The organism is Pseudomonas baetica (assembly GCF_002813455.1).
Lineage (GTDB): Bacteria > Pseudomonadota > Gammaproteobacteria > Pseudomonadales > Pseudomonadaceae > Aquipseudomonas > Aquipseudomonas baetica.
On sequence record NZ_PHHE01000001.1, the window covers coordinates 5201266 to 5218318 of the forward strand.

General features: G+C 58.7%; 20 protein-coding genes. 8 read left to right on the forward strand and 12 right to left on the reverse strand.

Translation table 11 applies throughout. The features are described from left to right. The first annotated feature begins 62 nt into the window (after positions 1-62). Positions 63-929 carry a carboxylate/amino acid/amine transporter gene (locus ATI02_RS24040; protein WP_100847563.1) on the forward strand — a complete coding sequence of 289 codons (867 nt, stop codon included), beginning with the start codon at positions 63-65 and terminating at the stop codon, positions 927-929. Positions 930-1029: 100 nt separating this feature from the next. Here the strand turns inward: ATI02_RS24040 and ATI02_RS24045 are convergent, their stop codons facing one another. Further along, positions 1030-2328 carry a mechanosensitive ion channel family protein gene (locus ATI02_RS24045; RefSeq protein ID WP_095187773.1) on the reverse strand — a complete coding sequence of 433 codons (1299 nt, stop codon included), beginning with the start codon at positions 2326-2328 and terminating at the stop codon, positions 1030-1032. Between the two features lie 191 nt (positions 2329-2519). Here ATI02_RS24045 and ATI02_RS24050 point away from each other — a divergent pair, with 191 nt between their 5' ends. Next, positions 2520-3860, forward strand: coding sequence for a DEAD/DEAH box helicase (locus ATI02_RS24050; protein ID WP_038358505.1), 1341 nt, complete (start codon positions 2520-2522; stop codon positions 3858-3860). A 63-nt stretch (positions 3861-3923) separates the two neighbouring features. Here ATI02_RS24050 and ATI02_RS24055 read toward each other — a convergent pair whose 3' ends face one another. The 4 genes from ATI02_RS24055 to ATI02_RS24070 all read right to left on the reverse strand — a co-directional run bounded on the left by ATI02_RS24055 (position 3924) and on the right by ATI02_RS24070 (position 6480). After that, complete coding sequence (locus ATI02_RS24055; protein ID WP_100847564.1) at positions 3924-4523, reverse strand: hypothetical protein; 600 nt, start codon at positions 4521-4523, stop codon at positions 3924-3926. A gap of 12 nt (positions 4524-4535) precedes the next feature. Next, positions 4536-5120, reverse strand: coding sequence for a papain-like cysteine protease family protein (locus tag ATI02_RS24060; protein ID WP_100847565.1), 585 nt, complete (start codon positions 5118-5120; stop codon positions 4536-4538). A gap of 261 nt (positions 5121-5381) precedes the next feature. Further along, a complete protein-coding gene (locus tag ATI02_RS24065; RefSeq protein ID WP_095187774.1) occupies positions 5382-5657 on the reverse strand; it encodes a hypothetical protein in 276 nt (91 codons plus the stop codon). Positions 5658-5739: 82 nt separating this feature from the next. Continuing rightward, on the reverse strand, positions 5740-6480 hold the full coding sequence (locus ATI02_RS24070) for a DUF899 domain-containing protein (RefSeq protein ID WP_100847566.1): 741 nt from the start codon (positions 6478-6480) through the stop codon (positions 5740-5742). A 175-nt stretch (positions 6481-6655) separates the two neighbouring features. On the opposite strand from ATI02_RS24070, the gene ATI02_RS24075 reads away from it, so the two are divergent. Then, positions 6656-7048, forward strand: a complete 393-nt coding sequence (locus tag ATI02_RS24075) for a transcriptional regulator (RefSeq protein ID WP_100847567.1) — start codon at positions 6656-6658, stop codon at positions 7046-7048. A gap of 61 nt (positions 7049-7109) precedes the next feature. On the opposite strand, the gene ATI02_RS24080 is transcribed toward ATI02_RS24075, so the two are convergent. The 3 genes from ATI02_RS24080 to ATI02_RS24090 all read right to left on the reverse strand — a co-directional run bounded on the left by ATI02_RS24080 (position 7110) and on the right by ATI02_RS24090 (position 9178). Continuing rightward, positions 7110-7979, reverse strand: a complete 870-nt coding sequence (locus ATI02_RS24080) for a DUF6279 family lipoprotein (protein ID WP_100847568.1) — start codon at positions 7977-7979, stop codon at positions 7110-7112. Between the two features lie 76 nt (positions 7980-8055). After that, positions 8056-8772 (reverse strand): TorF family putative porin, encoded by a 717-nt coding sequence (locus tag ATI02_RS24085; protein WP_100847569.1) that lies wholly within the window; start codon positions 8770-8772, stop codon positions 8056-8058. 217 nt (positions 8773-8989) lie between these two features. Continuing rightward, positions 8990-9178: a PFL_1563 family small protein gene (locus ATI02_RS24090; protein WP_016985943.1), complete on the reverse strand. Its 189-nt coding sequence runs from the start codon at positions 9176-9178 to the stop codon at positions 8990-8992. Positions 9179-9518: 340 nt separating this feature from the next. On the opposite strand from ATI02_RS24090, the gene ATI02_RS24095 reads away from it, so the two are divergent. The 3 genes from ATI02_RS24095 (at position 9519) to ATI02_RS24105 (ending at position 11973) form a co-directional block, all read left to right on the forward strand. Next, positions 9519-10355 carry a CvfB family protein gene (locus ATI02_RS24095; RefSeq protein ID WP_100847570.1) on the forward strand — a complete coding sequence of 279 codons (837 nt, stop codon included), beginning with the start codon at positions 9519-9521 and terminating at the stop codon, positions 10353-10355. A gap of 44 nt (positions 10356-10399) precedes the next feature. Beyond that, positions 10400-10789 carry a DUF2177 family protein gene (locus ATI02_RS24100; RefSeq protein ID WP_100847571.1) on the forward strand — a complete coding sequence of 130 codons (390 nt, stop codon included), beginning with the start codon at positions 10400-10402 and terminating at the stop codon, positions 10787-10789. A 299-nt stretch (positions 10790-11088) separates the two neighbouring features. Continuing rightward, positions 11089-11973, forward strand: a complete 885-nt coding sequence (locus ATI02_RS24105) for a DMT family transporter (RefSeq protein ID WP_420875225.1) — start codon at positions 11089-11091, stop codon at positions 11971-11973. Here the strand turns inward: ATI02_RS24105 and ATI02_RS24110 are convergent. Beyond that, a complete protein-coding gene (locus ATI02_RS24110) occupies positions 11921-13102 on the reverse strand; it encodes an MFS transporter (RefSeq protein ID WP_100847573.1) in 1182 nt (393 codons plus the stop codon). The genes ATI02_RS24105 and ATI02_RS24110 overlap by 53 nt on opposite strands. A 104-nt stretch (positions 13103-13206) precedes the next feature. On the opposite strand from ATI02_RS24110, the gene ptrR reads away from it, so the two are divergent. Next, the gene (gene ptrR, locus ATI02_RS24115; protein WP_095187783.1) at positions 13207-14100 is read left to right on the forward strand and encodes a putrescine utilization regulator PtrR; all 894 of its coding nucleotides are present in this window, start codon (positions 13207-13209) and stop codon (positions 14098-14100) included. A 142-nt stretch (positions 14101-14242) separates the two neighbouring features. Then, positions 14243-14371 (forward strand): PA1414 family protein, encoded by a 129-nt coding sequence (locus ATI02_RS33100; RefSeq protein WP_007914492.1) that lies wholly within the window; start codon positions 14243-14245, stop codon positions 14369-14371. 133 nt (positions 14372-14504) lie between these two features. Here the strand turns inward: ATI02_RS33100 and ATI02_RS24120 are convergent, their stop codons facing one another. The 3 genes from ATI02_RS24120 to ATI02_RS24130 all read right to left on the reverse strand — a co-directional run bounded on the left by ATI02_RS24120 (position 14505) and on the right by ATI02_RS24130 (position 16988). Then, positions 14505-14753, reverse strand: coding sequence for a phosphopantetheine-containing protein (locus ATI02_RS24120; protein WP_100847574.1), 249 nt, complete (start codon positions 14751-14753; stop codon positions 14505-14507). 43 nt (positions 14754-14796) lie between these two features. Then, positions 14797-15522: an MBL fold metallo-hydrolase gene (locus ATI02_RS24125; RefSeq protein ID WP_100847575.1), complete on the reverse strand. Its 726-nt coding sequence runs from the start codon at positions 15520-15522 to the stop codon at positions 14797-14799. Between the two features lie 86 nt (positions 15523-15608). After that, on the reverse strand, positions 15609-16988 hold the full coding sequence (locus ATI02_RS24130; RefSeq protein WP_095187786.1) for a sodium:solute symporter family protein: 1380 nt from the start codon (positions 16986-16988) through the stop codon (positions 15609-15611). Between the last annotated feature and the right edge of the window lie 65 nt (positions 16989-17053).

A 17053-nucleotide genomic window follows, 5' to 3' on the forward strand; every position in this document is an offset into this window, starting at 1 on the left:
CGGCTATTCGCAGTGACCGGAAAAAACCGCTATCGTCGCCGCCATTCGAAACAGAGGCGACCATGGGCTATCTACTTTTTGTCACGCTGATCCAGGCGTTTTCCTTCAGTCTGATCGGCGAATACCTGGCAGGGCACGTCGACAGTTACTTCGCGGTGCTGGTGCGTGTCGTGCTGGCCGGGCTGGTGTTCATCCCGCTGACCCGCTGGCGTTCGGTGGAACCGGCGTTCATGCGCGGCATGCTGCTGATCGGCGCGCTGCAGTTCGGCGTGACCTACGTCTGCCTGTACCTGAGCTTCCGGGTGCTGACGGTGCCGGAAGTGTTGCTGTTCACCATCCTCACGCCACTGCACGTGACCCTGATCGAAGACGCGCTCAACCGGCGCTTCAACCCATGGGCACTGATCGCCGCGCTGGTGGCGGTGGGCGGCGCGGCGGTGATTCGTTTTGACAGCATCAATCCGGACTTCTTCATGGGCTTTTTGCTGCTGCAACTGGCCAACTTCACCTACGCCGCCGGGCAGGTGCTGTACAAACATCTGGTGGCGAAACACCCGAGCGACCTGCCGCATTACCGGCGCTTCGGCTTCTTCTACCTCGGCGCGCTGGCGGTGGTGCTACCGGCATTCCTGCTGTTCGGCAAAGCCAACTTCCTGCCGGAAGCACCGCTGCAATGGGGCGTGTTGCTGTTCCTCGGCCTGGTCTCGACGGCGCTGGGCCTGTACTGGTGGAACAAAGGCGCGTGCATGGTCAACGGCGGTACGCTGGCGGTGATGAACAACCTGCATGTGCCAGTGGGGCTTTTGCTTAACCTGCTGATCTGGAATCAGCATGAGGAACTGGGCAGGCTGTTCCTCGGCGGCAGTGTGATTCTGGCGGCGGTGTGGATCAGTCGGTTGGGTATCCGCAAATCTGCGGCCACTACCTGATCCCTGTGGGAGGGGGCTTGCTCCCGAAGTCGGTGTGTCAGATAAAAATGGACTGGCTGACACACTGCTTTCGGGAGCAAGCCCCCTCCCTCATTGGGTATCACATCAGGTGTTTTTCTGGCTCGGGAATGTGGCTCGCGCCCAGCACCGCCGGCAGTAACCCGGTACGCAAATCCCCACCACTCGGCTGCTGATACAGGCTCAACCCAAACTCCGGCAGCACCGCCAGCAGATAATCGAAAATATCCCCCTGAATGCGCTCGTAATCGGCCCACACCGTGGTCGTCGTGAAGCAGTAGATCTCCAGCGGAATACCCTGCGCCGTGGTTTGCATCTGGCGCACCATGCAGGTCATGTTCGGTTGCACCTCCGGATGGCTCTTCAGATAAGCCAGTGCGTACGCGCGAAAGGTACCGATGTTGGTCATGCGCCGACGGTTGGCTGACATCGCCGCGACATTGCCCTGCGCCTCGTTCCACGCCTTGAGTTCGGCTTTCTTGCGGCTCATGTAGCCGGTCAGCAGATGCACCTGGCTCAACTTCTCTTCTTCATCGTCACGGATGAAGCGCACGCCGCTGGCATCGATGAACACGCTGCGCTTGATCCGTCGGCCACCGGACTGCTGCATGCCGCGCCAGTTTCTGAACGATTCCGACATCAGGCGCCAGGTCGGGATCGAGACGATGGTCTTGTCGAAATTCTGCACCTTGACCGTGTGCAGGGTGATGTCGACCACGTCACCGTCGGCGCCGACTTGCGGCATCTCGATCCAGTCGCCGACCCGCAGCATGTCGTTACTGGTCAGTTGCACGCTGGCCACGAACGACAGCAGCGTGTCCTTGTAAACCAACAGAATCACCGCCGACATCGCACCCAGACCCGACAGCAGTAACAGCGGCGAGCGGTCGATCAAGGTGGCGACGATGATGATCGCGCCGAACACGTACAAAACCATCTTCGCCAGTTGCACGTAGCCCTTGATCGAGCGGGTGCGGGCGTGTTCGGTGCGCGCGTAGATGTCGAGCAAGGCATTGAGCAGGGCGCTGATCGACAGCAGCAGGAACAGGATGGTGAACGACAGCGCGACGTTGCCCAGAAAGGTCATCGCGGTTTTGCTCAGTTCCGGCACCAGATGCAGGCCGAACTGGATCACCAGCGACGGCGTCATCTGCGCCAGGCGCTGAAACACCTTGTTGTGGCGAAAGTCGTTGAGCCAGTGCAGCGCCGGCTGGCGACCGAGCATGCGGCTGGCGTGCAGGATCAGATAACGCGCCACTCGTCCGAGCACCAGGGCGATCACCAAAAGCAGGATCAGCGCCAGGCCCGATTGCAGAAACGGGTGTTGTTCGAGGGTGCCCCAGAGGTCTTGGGCTTTGAGCCAGAGCTGTTTGAAATCCATGAGAGAACCGGTTCTTCTGTAAGACGCGATGGGCGATTAGAGCATTTAAGCCGCTGTGTATTACCGTAAGAGACAAATCGAGCAACAAAAAAGCCACTGATTCACGCCGTTTGTATAAAGAAACTCGGCCTGAGCGCTCGAAACCGGTAACCTATGCAGCTGTTTTTTTGCATATCTTCGAGGTAGCACCCGTGTTTTCCCAATTCGCCCTGCACGAACGCCTGCTTAAAGCTGTGGCCGAGCTGAAATTTGTCGAGCCAACGCCTGTGCAAGCTGCGGCCATTCCGCTGGCGCTCCAAGGGCGTGATTTGCGGGTGACTGCGCAAACCGGTAGCGGCAAAACCGCCGCTTTCGTTCTGCCGATCCTCAACCGACTGATCGGCCCGGCCAAGGTCCGCGTCAGCATCAAGACGCTGATCCTGCTGCCGACCCGTGAACTGGCCCAGCAAACCCTGAAAGAAGTTGAACGCTTTTCGCAGTTCACCTTCATCAAATCCGGCCTGATCACCGGCGGTGAAGACTTCAAGGTCCAGGCCGCGATGCTGCGCAAAGTGCCGGACATCCTCATCGGCACCCCGGGCCGGATGATCGAGCAACTCAACGCCGGCAACCTCGACCTCAAAGAAGTCGAAGTGCTGGTGCTCGACGAAGCCGACCGCATGCTCGACATGGGTTTCGCCGAAGACGTGCAGCGTCTGGTTGACGAATGCCCGAACCGTCAGCAGACCATGCTGTTCTCCGCCACCACCGGCGGTTCCGGCCTGCGCGAGATGATCGGCAAAGTGCTGAACAACCCTGAGCACTTGCAGCTCAACGCGGTCAGCCAGTTGAACTCGACCACTCGTCAGCAAATCATCACCGCCGACCACAACCAGCACAAAGAACAGATCGTGAACTGGCTGCTGGCCAACGAGACCTATCAGAAAGCCATCGTTTTCACCAACACCCGCGCCATGGCCGATCGCATTTACGGTCGTCTGGTGGCTCAGGAATACAAGGCGTTCGTGCTGCACGGCGAAAAAGACCAGAAGGATCGCAAACTGGCGATCGATCGTCTGAAGCAGGGCGGCGTGAAGATCCTGGTGGCCACCGACGTGGCGGCCCGTGGTCTGGACGTTGATGGCCTGGACCTGGTGATCAACTTCGACATGCCACGCAGCGGCGACGAATACGTCCACCGTATCGGTCGTACCGGCCGTGCCGGTAACGACGGTCTGGCGATCTCGCTGATCTGCCACGGCGACTGGAACCTGATGTCGAGCATCGAGCGTTATCTGAAGCAGAGCTTCGAGCGCCGCACCATCAAGGAAGTCAAAGGCACCTACGGCGGGCCGAAAAAGGTCAAGGCCTCGGGTAAGGCCGTTGGCGTGAAGAAGAAAAAGACCGACGCCAAGGGCGACAAGAAGAAAACCGCCGCCAAGACGCCGACCAAGCGCAAGAGCGTCAACCGTCCGAAGCCGGATTCTCTGGTGAGCAGCGACGGCATGGCGCCACTCAAGCGTCGTAAGCCGGCAGAGCCTGCGGCTGAGTAAGGCGTTTCTGACAGGTACAAAAAAACCCGGACAATGTCCGGGTTTTTTTATGGCTTATGTTTATCAGCTACCAAGCAGCCCGCTGGTGTCGGCATCAAAACGTTGCTTTGCCTTGTCGGCGGCCGGTTTAAGTAGAGCGAGCAGCGCAGCCTCGCTGTACAACCGTGTGGCCGCCAACTCCTTCGGCGTTGGCTCGATTGGAATCAGCACATCTTCACCGTCGGCGTGCAGCCAGATCGCCACAACGTGCAGTGCCGAAACAAACAACAACCGCGGTTCCACGGTTTTGCCCTGCAATTGCGGCGATTGCTCGGCCAGTTTCAGCGCACCGACCGTAGCGGCCGCCAGACCGCCATGGTTCAACGAAGCGAACTCGACATGGCCGCGCACTTCGGCCAACTGCGCATCGGCAATGGTCACGCCATCGGCGAACACCAGGTAATGCCAATCGCCGATTCGGGCATCTTTCAGACCTTTGCCGTTGCTCAAGTCCTCCAGACTCAGCGAGTAACTACGCCAGGCTTCGCCGAGGCTGATCTTTGCCGCAGTCGCGTTGGCAAACTGCCGGTTGGCGCCGAAGCCCTGGGTTTGCAATGCGGCTTGCAGCGCCGGACGCAGTGTCTGTACGCCGTTGGAAGGCGCCTTTGGATAAGTCAGTTGCATGATGTCGCCCTCCTAGTTTTTCGCGGTGAAGTAAGTGTGGGTCCAGTTGCCGCCGCCGTTGTACGAACCCGGGAATGAGTTCAGCGCGCGGGTCGAGTAACCGTAGATCGAGTCGGCGACCAGCACGTAGTTGCCGTTGGTGCCGTAGATCGCCAGGAAGTGCGCACCACCCCCGTACCAGGCGCAGCGCAGGCCGACCGGTCGGCCCATGTTGATCTGGTTCTGGATGGCCGACATCTGCAGCGAACCCTGATTCATGCCGTTGTAGCTGCGGGTGGTCTGCAGGGCCGAATCAAGGTAGCCATAAACGTTGCACGGCCCCGGCTGGCTGCAGCAGTTGCGATCCAGTTGCGTGCTGGCGACGCCGCACTGAGTCCAGGACCCGGTGCCGTAGTAGTTGCCGACCGAGGCGGAAACGGCGGCCCAGCACCAGTTGGTCTGAGTCTGTTTCTGCATCGTGAAATTGAGGTTGGCAGCGGCCAGTGCAGCGGTGTGTGCAGTGGCTTCAACCTCGACCAGTTGCGGGTCGAGCAAATGGCCGACAAGGCACCTTGGCTGGCTCTCGCCGGTGAATGATGTTGCTTGAGTGGTTAACATTTTTCAGTCCTCCATGAGTGAAAACAAGCGTCCAGCTTGTGATTGTGTTGCGGTATTGCCGAGCGATCGGTGGTTAACGGTTTTCATCTGCGATGAACGGTGCCGATCTCCTTGCTCGAGGTAACCTTAGCCTTGATATGCGTTCGTGCAAGAAAATAAATGCATTAATGCATTTTCAGGGGCGAAAGATCGCAGCCTTCGGCAGCTCCTACAGGGATCGGTGCAGGAGCTGCCGAAGGCTGCGATCTTTTGATGTTGCTTTTAGCTCTCGGCTTTTTTCTCGGCCGTGCCCAATTCCTTCAAACGCTGATCAATCAACTGGCACTTGTCTGGTAGATCCGCACTGGCGGTACCCAGATCCATCTTTTGCAACTCGGCGTTGATCTCCTTGGCCTTGGTCGGATTCTGTTCCGTGAGCTTGGAGACTTCCTTGGCCAATTGTTCGCGTTTTGCCGTGGCTTCTTCCGGCGTGCAAGCCCAGACGGGCAGGGCGCTGGCGAGGGTGGCGACTAGGGTGAGCTTGATCAGGGTTTTCATGGGGGCAGGCCTCAGTTCCGGTTAAGGCGGGTTAATCGGTTGAGGCCTTGAAGCCGAGAAAAGTTCAGTAATGTGGCGCCTTTCAGCCGCTATGGCAGCAGCTGGATTTGGTCGCCCCTTCATACCGGTCATGGTGCCGGACCCAGTCCATGATCTCGTCTTCATTCCTGCCCTTGGGCGTGAGGTCGAGGTAGTTGTAGGCGCCAACCAACATGTCCAGACCTCGGGCATAGGTGGAATAGGTATGGAACATCTCCCCGGCCTCATTGCGATAAAACACGCTCAGCCCCGGCATTTCTTCCTCGGCGCTGTCGGTTTTTTCGTAGTTGTACGTAGCCTTTCCGGTTTCAGCGTCTTCGGCTCGGGCGCAAACGCCGAAGTCGTAGTTGAAGTCGGAACCGGAACCGTCTGACGACACCCACTCAAACTTCCAGCCCATTCGCCGTTTAAAGTCCTGAAATTCATTGAACGGCGCGTGGGAAACCGCTACTACCGAAATATCGTGATGCGCCAAATGCTGGTTGGCGCCATCAATATGGTCGCTGAGAAACGAGCAGCCTGGGCAGCCTTCCTCCCAGTCCTTGGCGAACATGAAGTGGTAAACCACCAATTGGCTGTTCTTGCCGAACAGGTCAGCCAGTTTCAATTCGCCGTCCGGGCCTTCAAACGGGTAGTCCTTGTCGACCTTCACCCACGGCAGCGCGCGGCGCTCAGCACTGAGGCGGTCGCGTTCCTTGGTGAAGGCTTTTTCGTGAGCGAGGTGTTGCCTACGGGCGGCGAGCCATTCTTCGCGCGATACCACCGGATGATTCTCAACGTTCATGATGATTTCTCCTGCGGGGTTGGAACCGTCTGTTTCAGACTAGTCGTTTAACCAGCAGGCAATTCGACAGACCGCCGGTCGGTCGGCGCTGCAAACGCGGCTGAACGGCTGCGGCACGCTCGGGTCACAATTTATGACCGCGCCATAAACCATGCGCACCGGAGGTTGAATCAGGATGACGACTTATAACTGGGATTTGATTGAGCGTTTGCTGCATGAAGTGCAGAACAGTGCCGGACACAGTTTTGCTCCTCGGGCCTACGCCGAAGACTATGCGGCGCAGAAATCCAGCGCTGGCGAGCCCATCGAGAATCTGGATCATCTTAAAACGCTGGCTTGCGACTATGAAAGGATGTTGCTCCTGCGCGGCTACATCGCAGCGCGTCCGGATGAAGAGGGCAGCACAGGAAACAATTTTGTCCTGACGCCACGCGGTTCCAGCCTGCTGAGCCTGATTGATAGCAGCATTCCCGGCAATGACCATCCACGCCAGGTGCTGGATGAGCAGGAGGATGCGCTGGCTGAGGCGACGTTTGATGAGGTGGCTTCGAAAGCCCAGATCGCCTGAGTTCAAAGATATCCCCATGTGGGAGCGAGCAGGCTCGCTCCCACATTGGTCTTCGTTTTGTTCAGGTTTTTTGCGCCGCTTTGAGGCATTTGAGGTCGTTGAAGTCTTTACGCACCCCTTCGATCTTCTTCAACAACCGCTGCCGCTGTTGCGGCGTACTTTGCGCCATCAAGTCAACCGCCAGCGAGCGTCCCTGCGCCTCGGTATCGGCGAAGGCCTTGCGGTAATCCGCTGTCCATAAACGCTCGCGATTGACCAGAAGCGTCTCGATGCGTTGTGGGAATTCGGGACTCTGGCGTTGCGCAACGGCAGCGCTGAACTGCTGCTGCCAATGGGCACGATTGGCGATCCACTGGGTATTCTGGTCGCCCAAGGCTGTCGACCACGCCATCACCCGCTGCTCTTGATTGGCGCTCAAAGGACCGAGCCAGTCGTTGAGGCGTTTGACCATGCGCGCGCCGCGCTCGGCGATCTGCTGGTCCAGCGGTGGTTTCAGATATTCTTGCTGACGCTTGCGCAGATCCTTGGCAAACGCGTCGTTCATCTCCGCCACTTGTTTATCGTCCAGGCCTTGCAGCAACTTGATGGCTGATGGCGTGATTTCTCGCGCGGTTTCAGCAATCGCTTGTTTGGCTTCCGCCGTGCGCGACTGAAGTGCTGCGTCTGTCACCTGATTGGTCTCGACCATCTTTTGCAAACGATCCATCCAGTCGAGGTAGCCGGGCAGTTGCGTGGTGCAGTGCCAGTTCAAGTGCTCCTTGAGCCGTTCGTCGAACCAGTCCTTCTGCTCGCCGTTCATGTCCAGGTAGTCGCCAAGCGTCCACGGGATGATCACATCGAGATTGCGATAGGCCAGGCCGACGCGGCTGCAAGCGCCGAGGGCGAGGGTGAAAATCAACAGGGCTGCTATGTGTTTGAACCAGCGAGACATGGGCGAATCCTTGCGATGGCCAGCCTTGGGGTCTGATTCTTATGTGAACGCAGAATGAACCCGGCAGTTCAGCCGATCAATAGAAGGCGCGCTCGGCCTTGAGCGTGACGAGGCCGTCGCACTCGCTGTTGTGCCCTGAGTAGGCGGAGCAATCGCTGCCACTGAGACTGGAGTTGCTGTAGGTCAGGTCCAGATTGACCCCCATGAACGGTCGGGAAAATTTCACCGACCAGTCGGTGAAACTGCTGACATAACCACCGTCCACCGCAGCCGGCGTGTTCAGTTGGTGGGTGGTGTATTTCATGCTGACGCCAATGCCGAACGGCTGATTGCCGCTGAGGTCGGCAAACAGGGTGTTGTTCTGTTTATCCGGATCGTTGCTCAGGGCGATTCCGAAGCGACTACCGAGCAGGGTCAAGCCGCCGAACAGTTCCTGGCTGTCGAGGGTGTCCACTTTGGGATAGCTGTAGTGGATCATCCCGACTTCGTAGCCGAGGGTTTCGTCGAAAGGTTGTTTAAAGCCGACGTAGGAGTCGATTTCGAGGTTCTTGCCCGGGGTGATGCCCATGCTCGGCGCGTACTGGCCAACATAGAGGCCGCTGTCGTGGCTGAGGTCGAGTCCGCCATGAAACGAGCCGGTGGACGCCGGTTTGACCAGTCCTTGCGCCATGCTGCGGCTGGGCGTGGTGCCGAGTTTGAGATCGAAGTCGCCCAGTTCACGCTGGAAAATCTGTGCGTGCGCGGTCGAGCAAGCCAGTAGACCTACGATCGATAAACAGGATGTTTTGCGCATGCGTCACTCCATTAACAGCGAGCGCAGGACGGCGGGCCTGCTGAAACGCTTGATCTAGACGCGTGCAAGGATACCGGCGAATGCCCGGCATTGATGGCCGTTCGTCGATTTTCAAAGATTTGATGATTATTTGTTTAACGCGGGGAAGGATGTTGCGCGGTGCCAGTCCAGACGCTTCGAAGCTCAAAGCGCCTATGGACGGGTGTATTACCGGGTGTTACTTCTTGCCCAGGCTGATCTGCTTGGACGGGCCGAACGTCTGGCCGCTGACGCCTTTGGCAATTTGCTGAATCTCGCCGCCGGACTTGAGGAATGCAGCGATTTGATCGTTGATCGATTCGCTGGTTTCAACGGCTGGAGCTGGCTTTGCTTTGCTGGTGGATGCTTTTACACGCATGGCGGCCATTAACCTGTAGAAAAGTAACTCGGCCAGGCATCGTACAGGAATAACTTGACAATTGCTTGGTAAATATCCTCCGGAATAACCAACCTTATGGGTGCATTATTCGCGATTCAATGTGTGAAATAACCGTCTAACCTTCTGTTTTAAATAAGAACATTGATGTCTCGCAGCGCTGAGCCAGTGAGGCGAGATACGCGATACCGGACTGACGAGCGGCAACGTGCGTTCCGCAACCAAGGAAAATCAAGGCTTTGCGCAGTTTTCACTGCAAGCACGGATCTGCCGGTCAACGTTCGCGGCAAAACCGGGTAGAATGCCGCCCACGCAATGAGGGTTTTGGAAAATGGCTTTAGTCGGGCGTTACAACAGTCTGCAAGTGGTTAAACACACTAACTTCGGTTTATATCTGGACGGCGGTGCCGACGGCGAAATTCTTTTGCCCAACCGTTATATCCCCAAAGATATTCCCAGCGAAGATGAAGACTGGCTCAATGTTTTTATTTATCTGGACAGCGAAGACAAACTTCTCGCCACCACTGAAAAACCGAAAGTTCAGGTCGGCGAATTTGCCAGCCTGAAAGTGGTTGAAGTCAACAGCATCGGTGTGTTCCTCGATTGGGGCCTGCCGAAGGATCTGTTGCTGCCGTATTCCGAAGAGAAACGTCAGATGACCGCTGGCGAGTACTGCGTGGTGCACGTTTATCTCGATAAACATACCCGCCGTATCACCGCCACGGCACGTCTGGATCGCTACCTCGACAAAACCCCGGCCACTTACAGCCAGGGCCAGGAAGTTGATCTGCTGGTTGCCGAAGCCACCGACATGGGCTTCAAGGCGATCATCAACAACAAACACTGGGGTTTGATCCACAAGAATGAAATCTTCAAGTTCATGCGCGCCGGCATGATCGAGAAAGGCTTCATCAAGGAAGTGCGCGCCGACGGCAAGATCAGCCTGAGCCTGCAGCCGGTCGGCCAGGAAGCGGCCAGCAGCCTGAACTCGAAGATTCTCGCCAAGTTGCGCGAGAACGACGGCACGCTGCCAGTCAGCGACAAGAGTGATCCGGCGTTGATCAGCAGCCTGTTCGGCGTCAGCAAAGGCAACTTCAAGAAGGCCATCGGCTCGCTGTACAAGGAAGGCAAGATCGCCATTCACGCTGACCGCATTGAACTAACCTGAGCCTGCGTGGCCCATGTTGCATGGGCTCACTTGAGGTCGGGTAGATGAAAAAAACGCTGATTGCCTACGTCGCCACGCTGGTGACGGTTCTTTTGCTCGACGGCATCTGGCTCGGCCTGTTGATGGCGCCGACCTATCGTGAACTGCTAGGGCCGCTGATGCTCGAAAAACCGCTGCTGATTCCCGCAGCGGTTTTTTATTGCCTGTACGTTTTTGGTTGCTTGATGTTTGTGGTGTTGCCAGCGGCCCGTTTGCAGTGGGCAGCAAAGCGGGGCGCTTTGCTGGGACTTATCGCGTATGGGACGTATGACCTGACCAATTGGGCGACGTTACGCGGGTGGTCGGTGCAGGTGTCGTTGATGGATTGGGCGTGGGGGACGTTTGCTACCGCTGTGGCTTGTTCGGTCGGGTTTCTGGTTGCGAAACGGTTGTGACGTCAGATCCTTGAACCGTGTTGATTGAGCTGACGTCTTCGCGAGCGGGCTCGCTCCCACATTGAAATGCGTTCTCCTGTGGGAGCGAGCCTGCTCGCGATGGATGGCGCAGCCATCGGCCATTCACCTCTGACGCCACCGATGAACTAAATGTCTTTTCCAGACGGCTTTTTCTGTCTGACTGATTGATAATCCCCGGCACTGTTTTTTGACCATTGGATGGCTGCCATGTTGTGTGTGTTCGAGGTGTTGCGGTGATTGTCGAGCGGCGCAATGCCGACCGTTTTGCCTTGCAGGTGATGATTGGCCTGTGCCTGATCTGGGGCGTGCAGCAGGTCATGATCAAGTGGGCGGCGCCGGACATTGCGCCGGTGATGCAGGCGGCGGGGCGGTCGGGTATTTCCGCGTTGCTTGTAGGATTGCTGATCTGCTGGAAGGGCGGTTGGGATCAGGTCGGCAACACCTGGCGCGGCGGCTTGCTGGCCGGTGCACTGTTCGGTCTGGAGTTCTTCTTCATCAGCGAAGGCTTGCAACTGACCACCGCTGCGCACATGTCGGTGTTCCTCTACACCGCGCCAATCTTTACAGCATTGGGCGTGCATTTTCTGTTGGCCAGCGAGCGTTTGCGGCCATTGCAGTGGCTGGGGATTTTGCTCGCATTCATTGGTATTGCGATTGCCTTTGCCGGCGGCGTGTCGTGGGACAACCTCGACCGACGCATGCTGCTGGGCGATGCCTTTGGCGTGTTGGCCGGCGCCTGTTGGGGCGCGACCACCGTGGTGGTGCGCGCCTCGCGACTGTCGGAAGCGCCGGTGACGCTGACCCTGTTCTATCAGTTGATCGTCGGCTTCGTCGGCCTGCTGCTGATCGCATTGTTCAGTGGCCAGATCAGCCACGTCAGCCTGACCACCGTGGCGGTGGCCAGCGTGTTGTTCCAGGGGCTGGTGGTGTCGTTCTTCAGTTACCTGGTGTGGTTCTGGCTGTTGCGCCGTTATCTGGCAGCCAACCTGGCGGTGTTCTCGTTCATGACGCCGCTGTTTGGTGTCACCTTTGGTGTGTTGCTGCTCGGTGAGCAATTGAGCCTGAACTTCATCATCGGCGCGGTGCTGGTGTTGCTCGGCATCACGTTTGTCAGCGCTGAACAGTGGGTACGTCGGCGTTTGCGCAAAGCGCTGGGCCAGTAACAGTCGATTGCATCGCCAGCCCGCCAGCAATCAGCAAGCCGCTGCCTGCGATCAACAGGGCCGGCTGTAAGCCACCGCTGAAATGGCTGCTCAGCGCGGCCAGTAGCGGGCCGCCGAGTTGGCCGACGGCAAAGCAGGCGGTAAGCATGCCGGCGTTGCGCTGAGTGGCGTGGGGCGCCAGTTCCCGCGAGCGTTGCATGACCAGTTGCATGCAGGCCAGGAACGGCGTGCCGCACAGGATTACGCCCAAGGCCAGACCCCAGCCGCTGCCCAACAGGCAGGCAAAAACACCGGCCGCTTGTAGCCACAACGTCGCCACCAACCAGTGACGCGTGGTCTGCGGATCGTGACGGCGCAGACTCACCAGCAGCACCCCGATGGCCGCGCCGAGGCCGAAGCACGGCCAGAACAGATCCGCCTGCCATTGCCCGTGAAATTGCGCGTTGGCCATCTGCGACAGGAACGTCGCCGGGATGACGTAGCCGATGCCGTACAGAGCGTAAATCACCGCCAACCGACCGATGCCACGATTCGACGGACTGACGGCCGCTGCCGCAACTGCCCTGGCGGCAGCGGGTTGCGGCAGGAGTCGCCAGACCGCCAGCATCATCACCAACGCGGCTGCTGCATAAATCAGCCACAACGTCGCGGACGTCTGGTTCAGCAGATGTGAGACCAACGCCAGCAACCCCGTCAGAACAATCCCCATTCCCGGTCCGGCAAATACCAGCGCCCCAAGCCGTGGACGACCCGCCGCCGCAGCCAGCGGCTGACTGAGCGTGGTAATCATCACCACTACCCAGGCACTCGCCACCCCGGTGCCAAAGCGCAGCAGCAGATGCGACCAGAAGCCGCTGGCCCAGAAGGATGCCAGCGTCAGCAGCACGCATAGCCACAAGCCACCGTGCAGTCGACGCAGCACCTGTTGCGGACGCCGGGCGAACATCGCATCCACTGCACCGAGCAGATAACCGAGGTAGTTGGCCGCCGCGATCAGACCGGCGGCGGTCAAGTCGAACTGCCCCTCACTGAGCAGGTGCGGCATTTGCGGGGTGAGGGCGAAGCGCCCGATGCCCATGGCCAGCATCAGGGCGATGAAGCAGGCGGATAAGCGAATCAGTGGCGACATGGTCTGGATTCCGTTGGAAAAGCAATGACCGTCAGGCTAAGACTGATTGACTTTCTTTAAAATTGAATAATAGTGAGAAACTTGTTCTGTTCTGGAGAAAGGTTGTGGAGTTCAGCCAACTACGGATTTTTCAGGCCGTCGCCGAGGAAGGTTCGATCACCCGCGCCGCCGAACGCCTGCACCGGGTGCCGTCGAATCTGTCGACCCGACTGAAACAGCTGGAAGAGCAAATGGGCGTCGAACTGTTCGTCCGTGAGCGTCAGCGCTTGCAGCTGTCACCGGCGGGAAAAGTCTTGCTGGACTACACCGGCAAATTGTTTGCCTTGCGCGATCAGGCCAGCGCGGCAGTGATGGGTGGGCAGCCGGCGGGGGACTTTGTCGTGGGCACCATGTACAGCACGGCGGCGATCCATCTGCCGGCGCTGCTGGCGCGGTATCACAAGCAATACCCGGCGGTGAACCTGCAAGTGCAGTCGGCGCCCAGCGGTGAACTGCTCGAAGGCTTGCTCACGGGGCGTCTCGACGCGGCGCTGGTGGATGGGCCGCTGGAGTTCGCCGGGCTCGACGGCGTGCCCTTGTGTGAGGAAAGACTGGTGTTGATCACCGAACCGGATCATCCGCCGGTACTAAGCGCGCGGGATGTCGAAGGGCGCTCTGTGTTCACCTTCCGCCGCGGCTGTTCCTATCGCATGCGCCTTGAAGCGTGGTTCGCCCATGCCCACGCCGCGATGGGCCGGGCGATGGAGATCGAGTCGTATCAAGGCATGCTCGCCTGCGTGATTGCCGGCAGTGGTGTGGCGTTGATGTCGGAGTCGATGCTGGCCAGTCTGCCGGGACGCGAGAGCGTCGCAGTGCACCCTTTGGCCGAGCCATTTGCGGGTGCGACAACGTGGCTCATGTGGCGCCGGGGCATGCTGGGTGCCAATCTCAATGCGTGGATCGAGGTGCAGCAGGCGGTCTATTCCGCACCTTTGACTGAACGTCGGGAAACAGCCTGAACCCATGGCAGCAGACTCTGTTCAATTCAGTAACAGATCATTGCGGATTTGGCCGAGCATTGCGTAGGACTTCGGACTATTATCAGTGCGAAGCGGCCTCAGAATTCCGGCCGCTCGGCACTACCCTGAAGGGGGCATGACGATGAAAGAGAAAATTCAAAACTGGCTGCATGATTTGGGTGTTGCCCTCGGCTTGATCGAACCGCCTCTGCAACCGGTACCGATTCGCACCGATGACGAGCAGCGCCGCCGTCAACAACGGCGCCGGTAACGCCCCCGATCCGAGATCAAAGGATTCAAGATCAAAAGATCGTCCGATCGCGGTCCGAGCCTTCGGCAGTTCCTACACGGATCAATGTAGGAGCTGCCGAAGGCTCGGACCGCGATCGGACGATCTTTTGCTTTCAGTGCCGCGCAATCATCAGCAAAAAACGGCTCAAGTCATTCGCGGTCTTCGCCGTCTTGAGCATGTGATCTTCCTCTGCGGTAAAGGCCGTCAGTCCGAATTCATCCTCTAGGTGGAAGATCAAATCCTCGATATCGGCTTTTTCCAAACCCAATTGCACCAGACTGGTGTTGTCATTGAATTCGCGCGTTTCCAGCAATCGCCGGATGTATCGGTGCACGGCGGCACGTACGGCAGCTCTTCTCATGGCAGATTGTTCTGATGGTTGTTCTGCTTGAGTACAGCAGGGGTCAGGCGTGTGCGCGCAACCATTCGTCAATCATCGAGCGCAAATGCTCACCGCAGAAACTGCCGAAATGTCCGCCATGCACGGTGCGGATCGGCAGGGCGTGCAGCCTGCGCAGACTGGCGGCATAGTCATCCAGATTGGAATGGTAGGCGTCTTCGATCAACGGCCCGTCGTAGATGATGTCGCCGCTGAACAGGGTCTCGGTGGCCGCTTCATACAGGCTGATCCCACCCGGCGAATGCCCCGGTGTGTGCAGCACCTGCAACGTGCGATTGCCCAGATCCAGCACATCACCGTCCTCGACAAACCCAGTGGCCGGTGCCGCTTTGACCCGGTACTCGGCGTAACACAGCGGGCAGTCCGGGTGCGCCTCGAACATGTCGTCGCCGACGAAGGCGCGGCTCAAGTCATTCTCGCCGTCCGGCGCTGCCAAAATGTCTGCTTCGGCCGGATGCACCAGGCGTTCGGCAAATTCGTGATGTCCGGCGATATGGTCGAAATGACAATGGCTGGCCACTGCCACCAGTGGGCGCTCGGTCAGCCATGGCAATTGCTCGCGCAGGCTGACCAGACCTGAACCGCTGTCGAGCAGCAGATCCTTGTCGCGACCCTGAACGTGCCAGAGGTTGCAGCGGTAGAACGGGCGGATGTACGGCTCGTGAATCAGGCGAATGCCATCGCTCAGGGTTTGCACTTCGAACCACTGATCGCGGGGAACAATCATCATCGGCACATTCCTCAAGACGAAAAAAAACGGGTGTGGCAACCGACGCCACACCCGTCGAAGAAAGCATCAAGTCGTTACATCAAAGCTTAGATGGCACTGGCCACGGTCGCAGGACGACGCGACGCCAGGCTGACCACCACGAAACTCACCAGACCCACCGCCAGGCTGTAGTAGATCGGCGTGTTCGCATCCAGACCGTCCTTGAACATGAATACCAGCGCGGTGGCGAAACCCAGGCCCATGCTGGCGATAGCGCCGGCGGTGGTCGCGCGTTTCCAGAAGATCGCACCGATCAGCGGAACCAGCATGCCGCCCACCAACAGGTTGTAAGCGAGGGTCAGGGCGCTGATCACGTCGTTCACCACCAGCGCGATGCCCAGCACGACGATACCGGTCAGCAGGGTGAACAGACGGTTGATGGCCAGGCTCGACTGTTTGCCGCCACGCAGTTTCGGCAGCAGGTCTTCAGTCAGGGTCGTGGCCGCGGCGAGCAGGCCGGCGCTGGCGGTGGACATCATTGCAGCGAGTGCCGCAGCAATCACCAGACCACGGATGCCGTCCGGCAGCGACAGTTTGACGATGGCGGCGAAGGCGTTGTTGACGTTGTCCAGATCCGGGATCAGCACGTGCGCAGCCATGCCGATCAGCGCACAGGCCAGACCGTAAAGGATGCAGTAGATACCGGCGATGCTGCCGGCGTATTGCGCGACTTTAGCGGTCTTGACGGTGAACACCCGTTGCCAGATGTCCTGACCGATCAGGATGCCGAAGAAGTAGATCATGAAGTAGGTGATGATCGTGTCCCAGCCAATCGTGGTGAAGCTGAAGGCAGTGGCCGGCAGTTTCAGCACCAGCTCGTCCCAACCGCCAACGCGGTACAGGCAGATTGGCAACAGGATGAACATCAGGCCCACGGTCTTGATGATGAACTGGACGATGTCGGTGAGGGTCAGCGACCACATGCCGCCGATCGCCGAGTAGATCACCACGACGCCACCACCGACGAGTACCGAGACCCAGAATGGCAGGTCAAACAGCACTTGCAGGACGGTGCCGATGGCCAGTATCGAGGTCACGCCGATCATCAGCGCGTAGGCCAGCATGATCACCGCGCTCGCCGAGCGGGCCATCGGGTTGTAGCGTTTTTCCAGCACTTGGGTAACGGTGTAGATCTTCAGTTTCAGCAGCGGTTTGGCGAGGAACAGGTTCAGCGCGACGATGCCGCAACCCAGTGCCGCACACAGCCAGAAACCGGAGATGCCATGCACGTAGCCCAGGCGCACGGTGCCGACGGTGGACGCGCCACCCAGCACGGTTGCGGCCATGGTGCCCATGTACAGGCTTGGGCCGAGGTTGCGACCGGCGACCAGAAAATCTTCGTTGGTCTTGGCTTTGCGCATGCCGAAGTAGCCGAGCAAGAGCATGCCGGCGGCGTAGATGAGGACGACGAATAAATCCAAAGCCATGATGGCGTGTCTCCGATTGTCTTTTTTATGTTGAAACAAATTTGGTTCAGCAATGCTGCCCACTG

What these genes read in the sequence shown, in the direction of transcription:
- ATI02_RS24040 (WP_100847563.1), top strand. Translation starts at nt 63, where the DNA reads ATGGGCTATCTACTTTTTGTCACGCTGATCCAGGCGTTTTCCTTCAGT.
- ATI02_RS24045 (WP_095187773.1), bottom strand. Translation starts at nt 2,328, where the DNA reads ATGGATTTCAAACAGCTCTGGCTCAAAGCCCAAGACCTCTGGGGCACC.
- ATI02_RS24055 (WP_100847564.1), bottom strand. Translation starts at nt 4,523, where the DNA reads ATGCAACTGACTTATCCAAAGGCGCCTTCCAACGGCGTACAGACACTG.
- ATI02_RS24060 (WP_100847565.1), bottom strand. Translation starts at nt 5,120, where the DNA reads ATGTTAACCACTCAAGCAACATCATTCACCGGCGAGAGCCAGCCAAGG.
- ATI02_RS24065 (WP_095187774.1), bottom strand. Translation starts at nt 5,657, where the DNA reads ATGAAAACCCTGATCAAGCTCACCCTAGTCGCCACCCTCGCCAGCGCC.
- ATI02_RS24070 (WP_100847566.1), bottom strand. Translation starts at nt 6,480, where the DNA reads ATGAACGTTGAGAATCATCCGGTGGTATCGCGCGAAGAATGGCTCGCC.
- ATI02_RS24075 (WP_100847567.1), top strand. Translation starts at nt 6,656, where the DNA reads ATGACGACTTATAACTGGGATTTGATTGAGCGTTTGCTGCATGAAGTG.
- ATI02_RS24080 (WP_100847568.1), bottom strand. Translation starts at nt 7,979, where the DNA reads ATGTCTCGCTGGTTCAAACACATAGCAGCCCTGTTGATTTTCACCCTC.
- ATI02_RS24085 (WP_100847569.1), bottom strand. Translation starts at nt 8,772, where the DNA reads ATGCGCAAAACATCCTGTTTATCGATCGTAGGTCTACTGGCTTGCTCG.
- ATI02_RS24090 (WP_016985943.1), bottom strand. Translation starts at nt 9,178, where the DNA reads ATGGCCGCCATGCGTGTAAAAGCATCCACCAGCAAAGCAAAGCCAGCT.
- ATI02_RS24095 (WP_100847570.1), top strand. Translation starts at nt 9,519, where the DNA reads ATGGCTTTAGTCGGGCGTTACAACAGTCTGCAAGTGGTTAAACACACT.
- ATI02_RS24100 (WP_100847571.1), top strand. Translation starts at nt 10,400, where the DNA reads ATGAAAAAAACGCTGATTGCCTACGTCGCCACGCTGGTGACGGTTCTT.
- ATI02_RS24105 (WP_420875225.1), top strand. Translation starts at nt 11,089, where the DNA reads ATGATTGGCCTGTGCCTGATCTGGGGCGTGCAGCAGGTCATGATCAAG.
- ATI02_RS24110 (WP_100847573.1), bottom strand. Translation starts at nt 13,102, where the DNA reads ATGTCGCCACTGATTCGCTTATCCGCCTGCTTCATCGCCCTGATGCTG.
- ATI02_RS33100 (WP_007914492.1), top strand. Translation starts at nt 14,243, where the DNA reads ATGAAAGAGAAAATTCAAAACTGGCTGCATGATTTGGGTGTTGCCCTC.
- ATI02_RS24120 (WP_100847574.1), bottom strand. Translation starts at nt 14,753, where the DNA reads ATGAGAAGAGCTGCCGTACGTGCCGCCGTGCACCGATACATCCGGCGA.
- ATI02_RS24125 (WP_100847575.1), bottom strand. Translation starts at nt 15,522, where the DNA reads ATGATGATTGTTCCCCGCGATCAGTGGTTCGAAGTGCAAACCCTGAGC.
- ATI02_RS24130 (WP_095187786.1), bottom strand. Translation starts at nt 16,988, where the DNA reads ATGGCTTTGGATTTATTCGTCGTCCTCATCTACGCCGCCGGCATGCTC.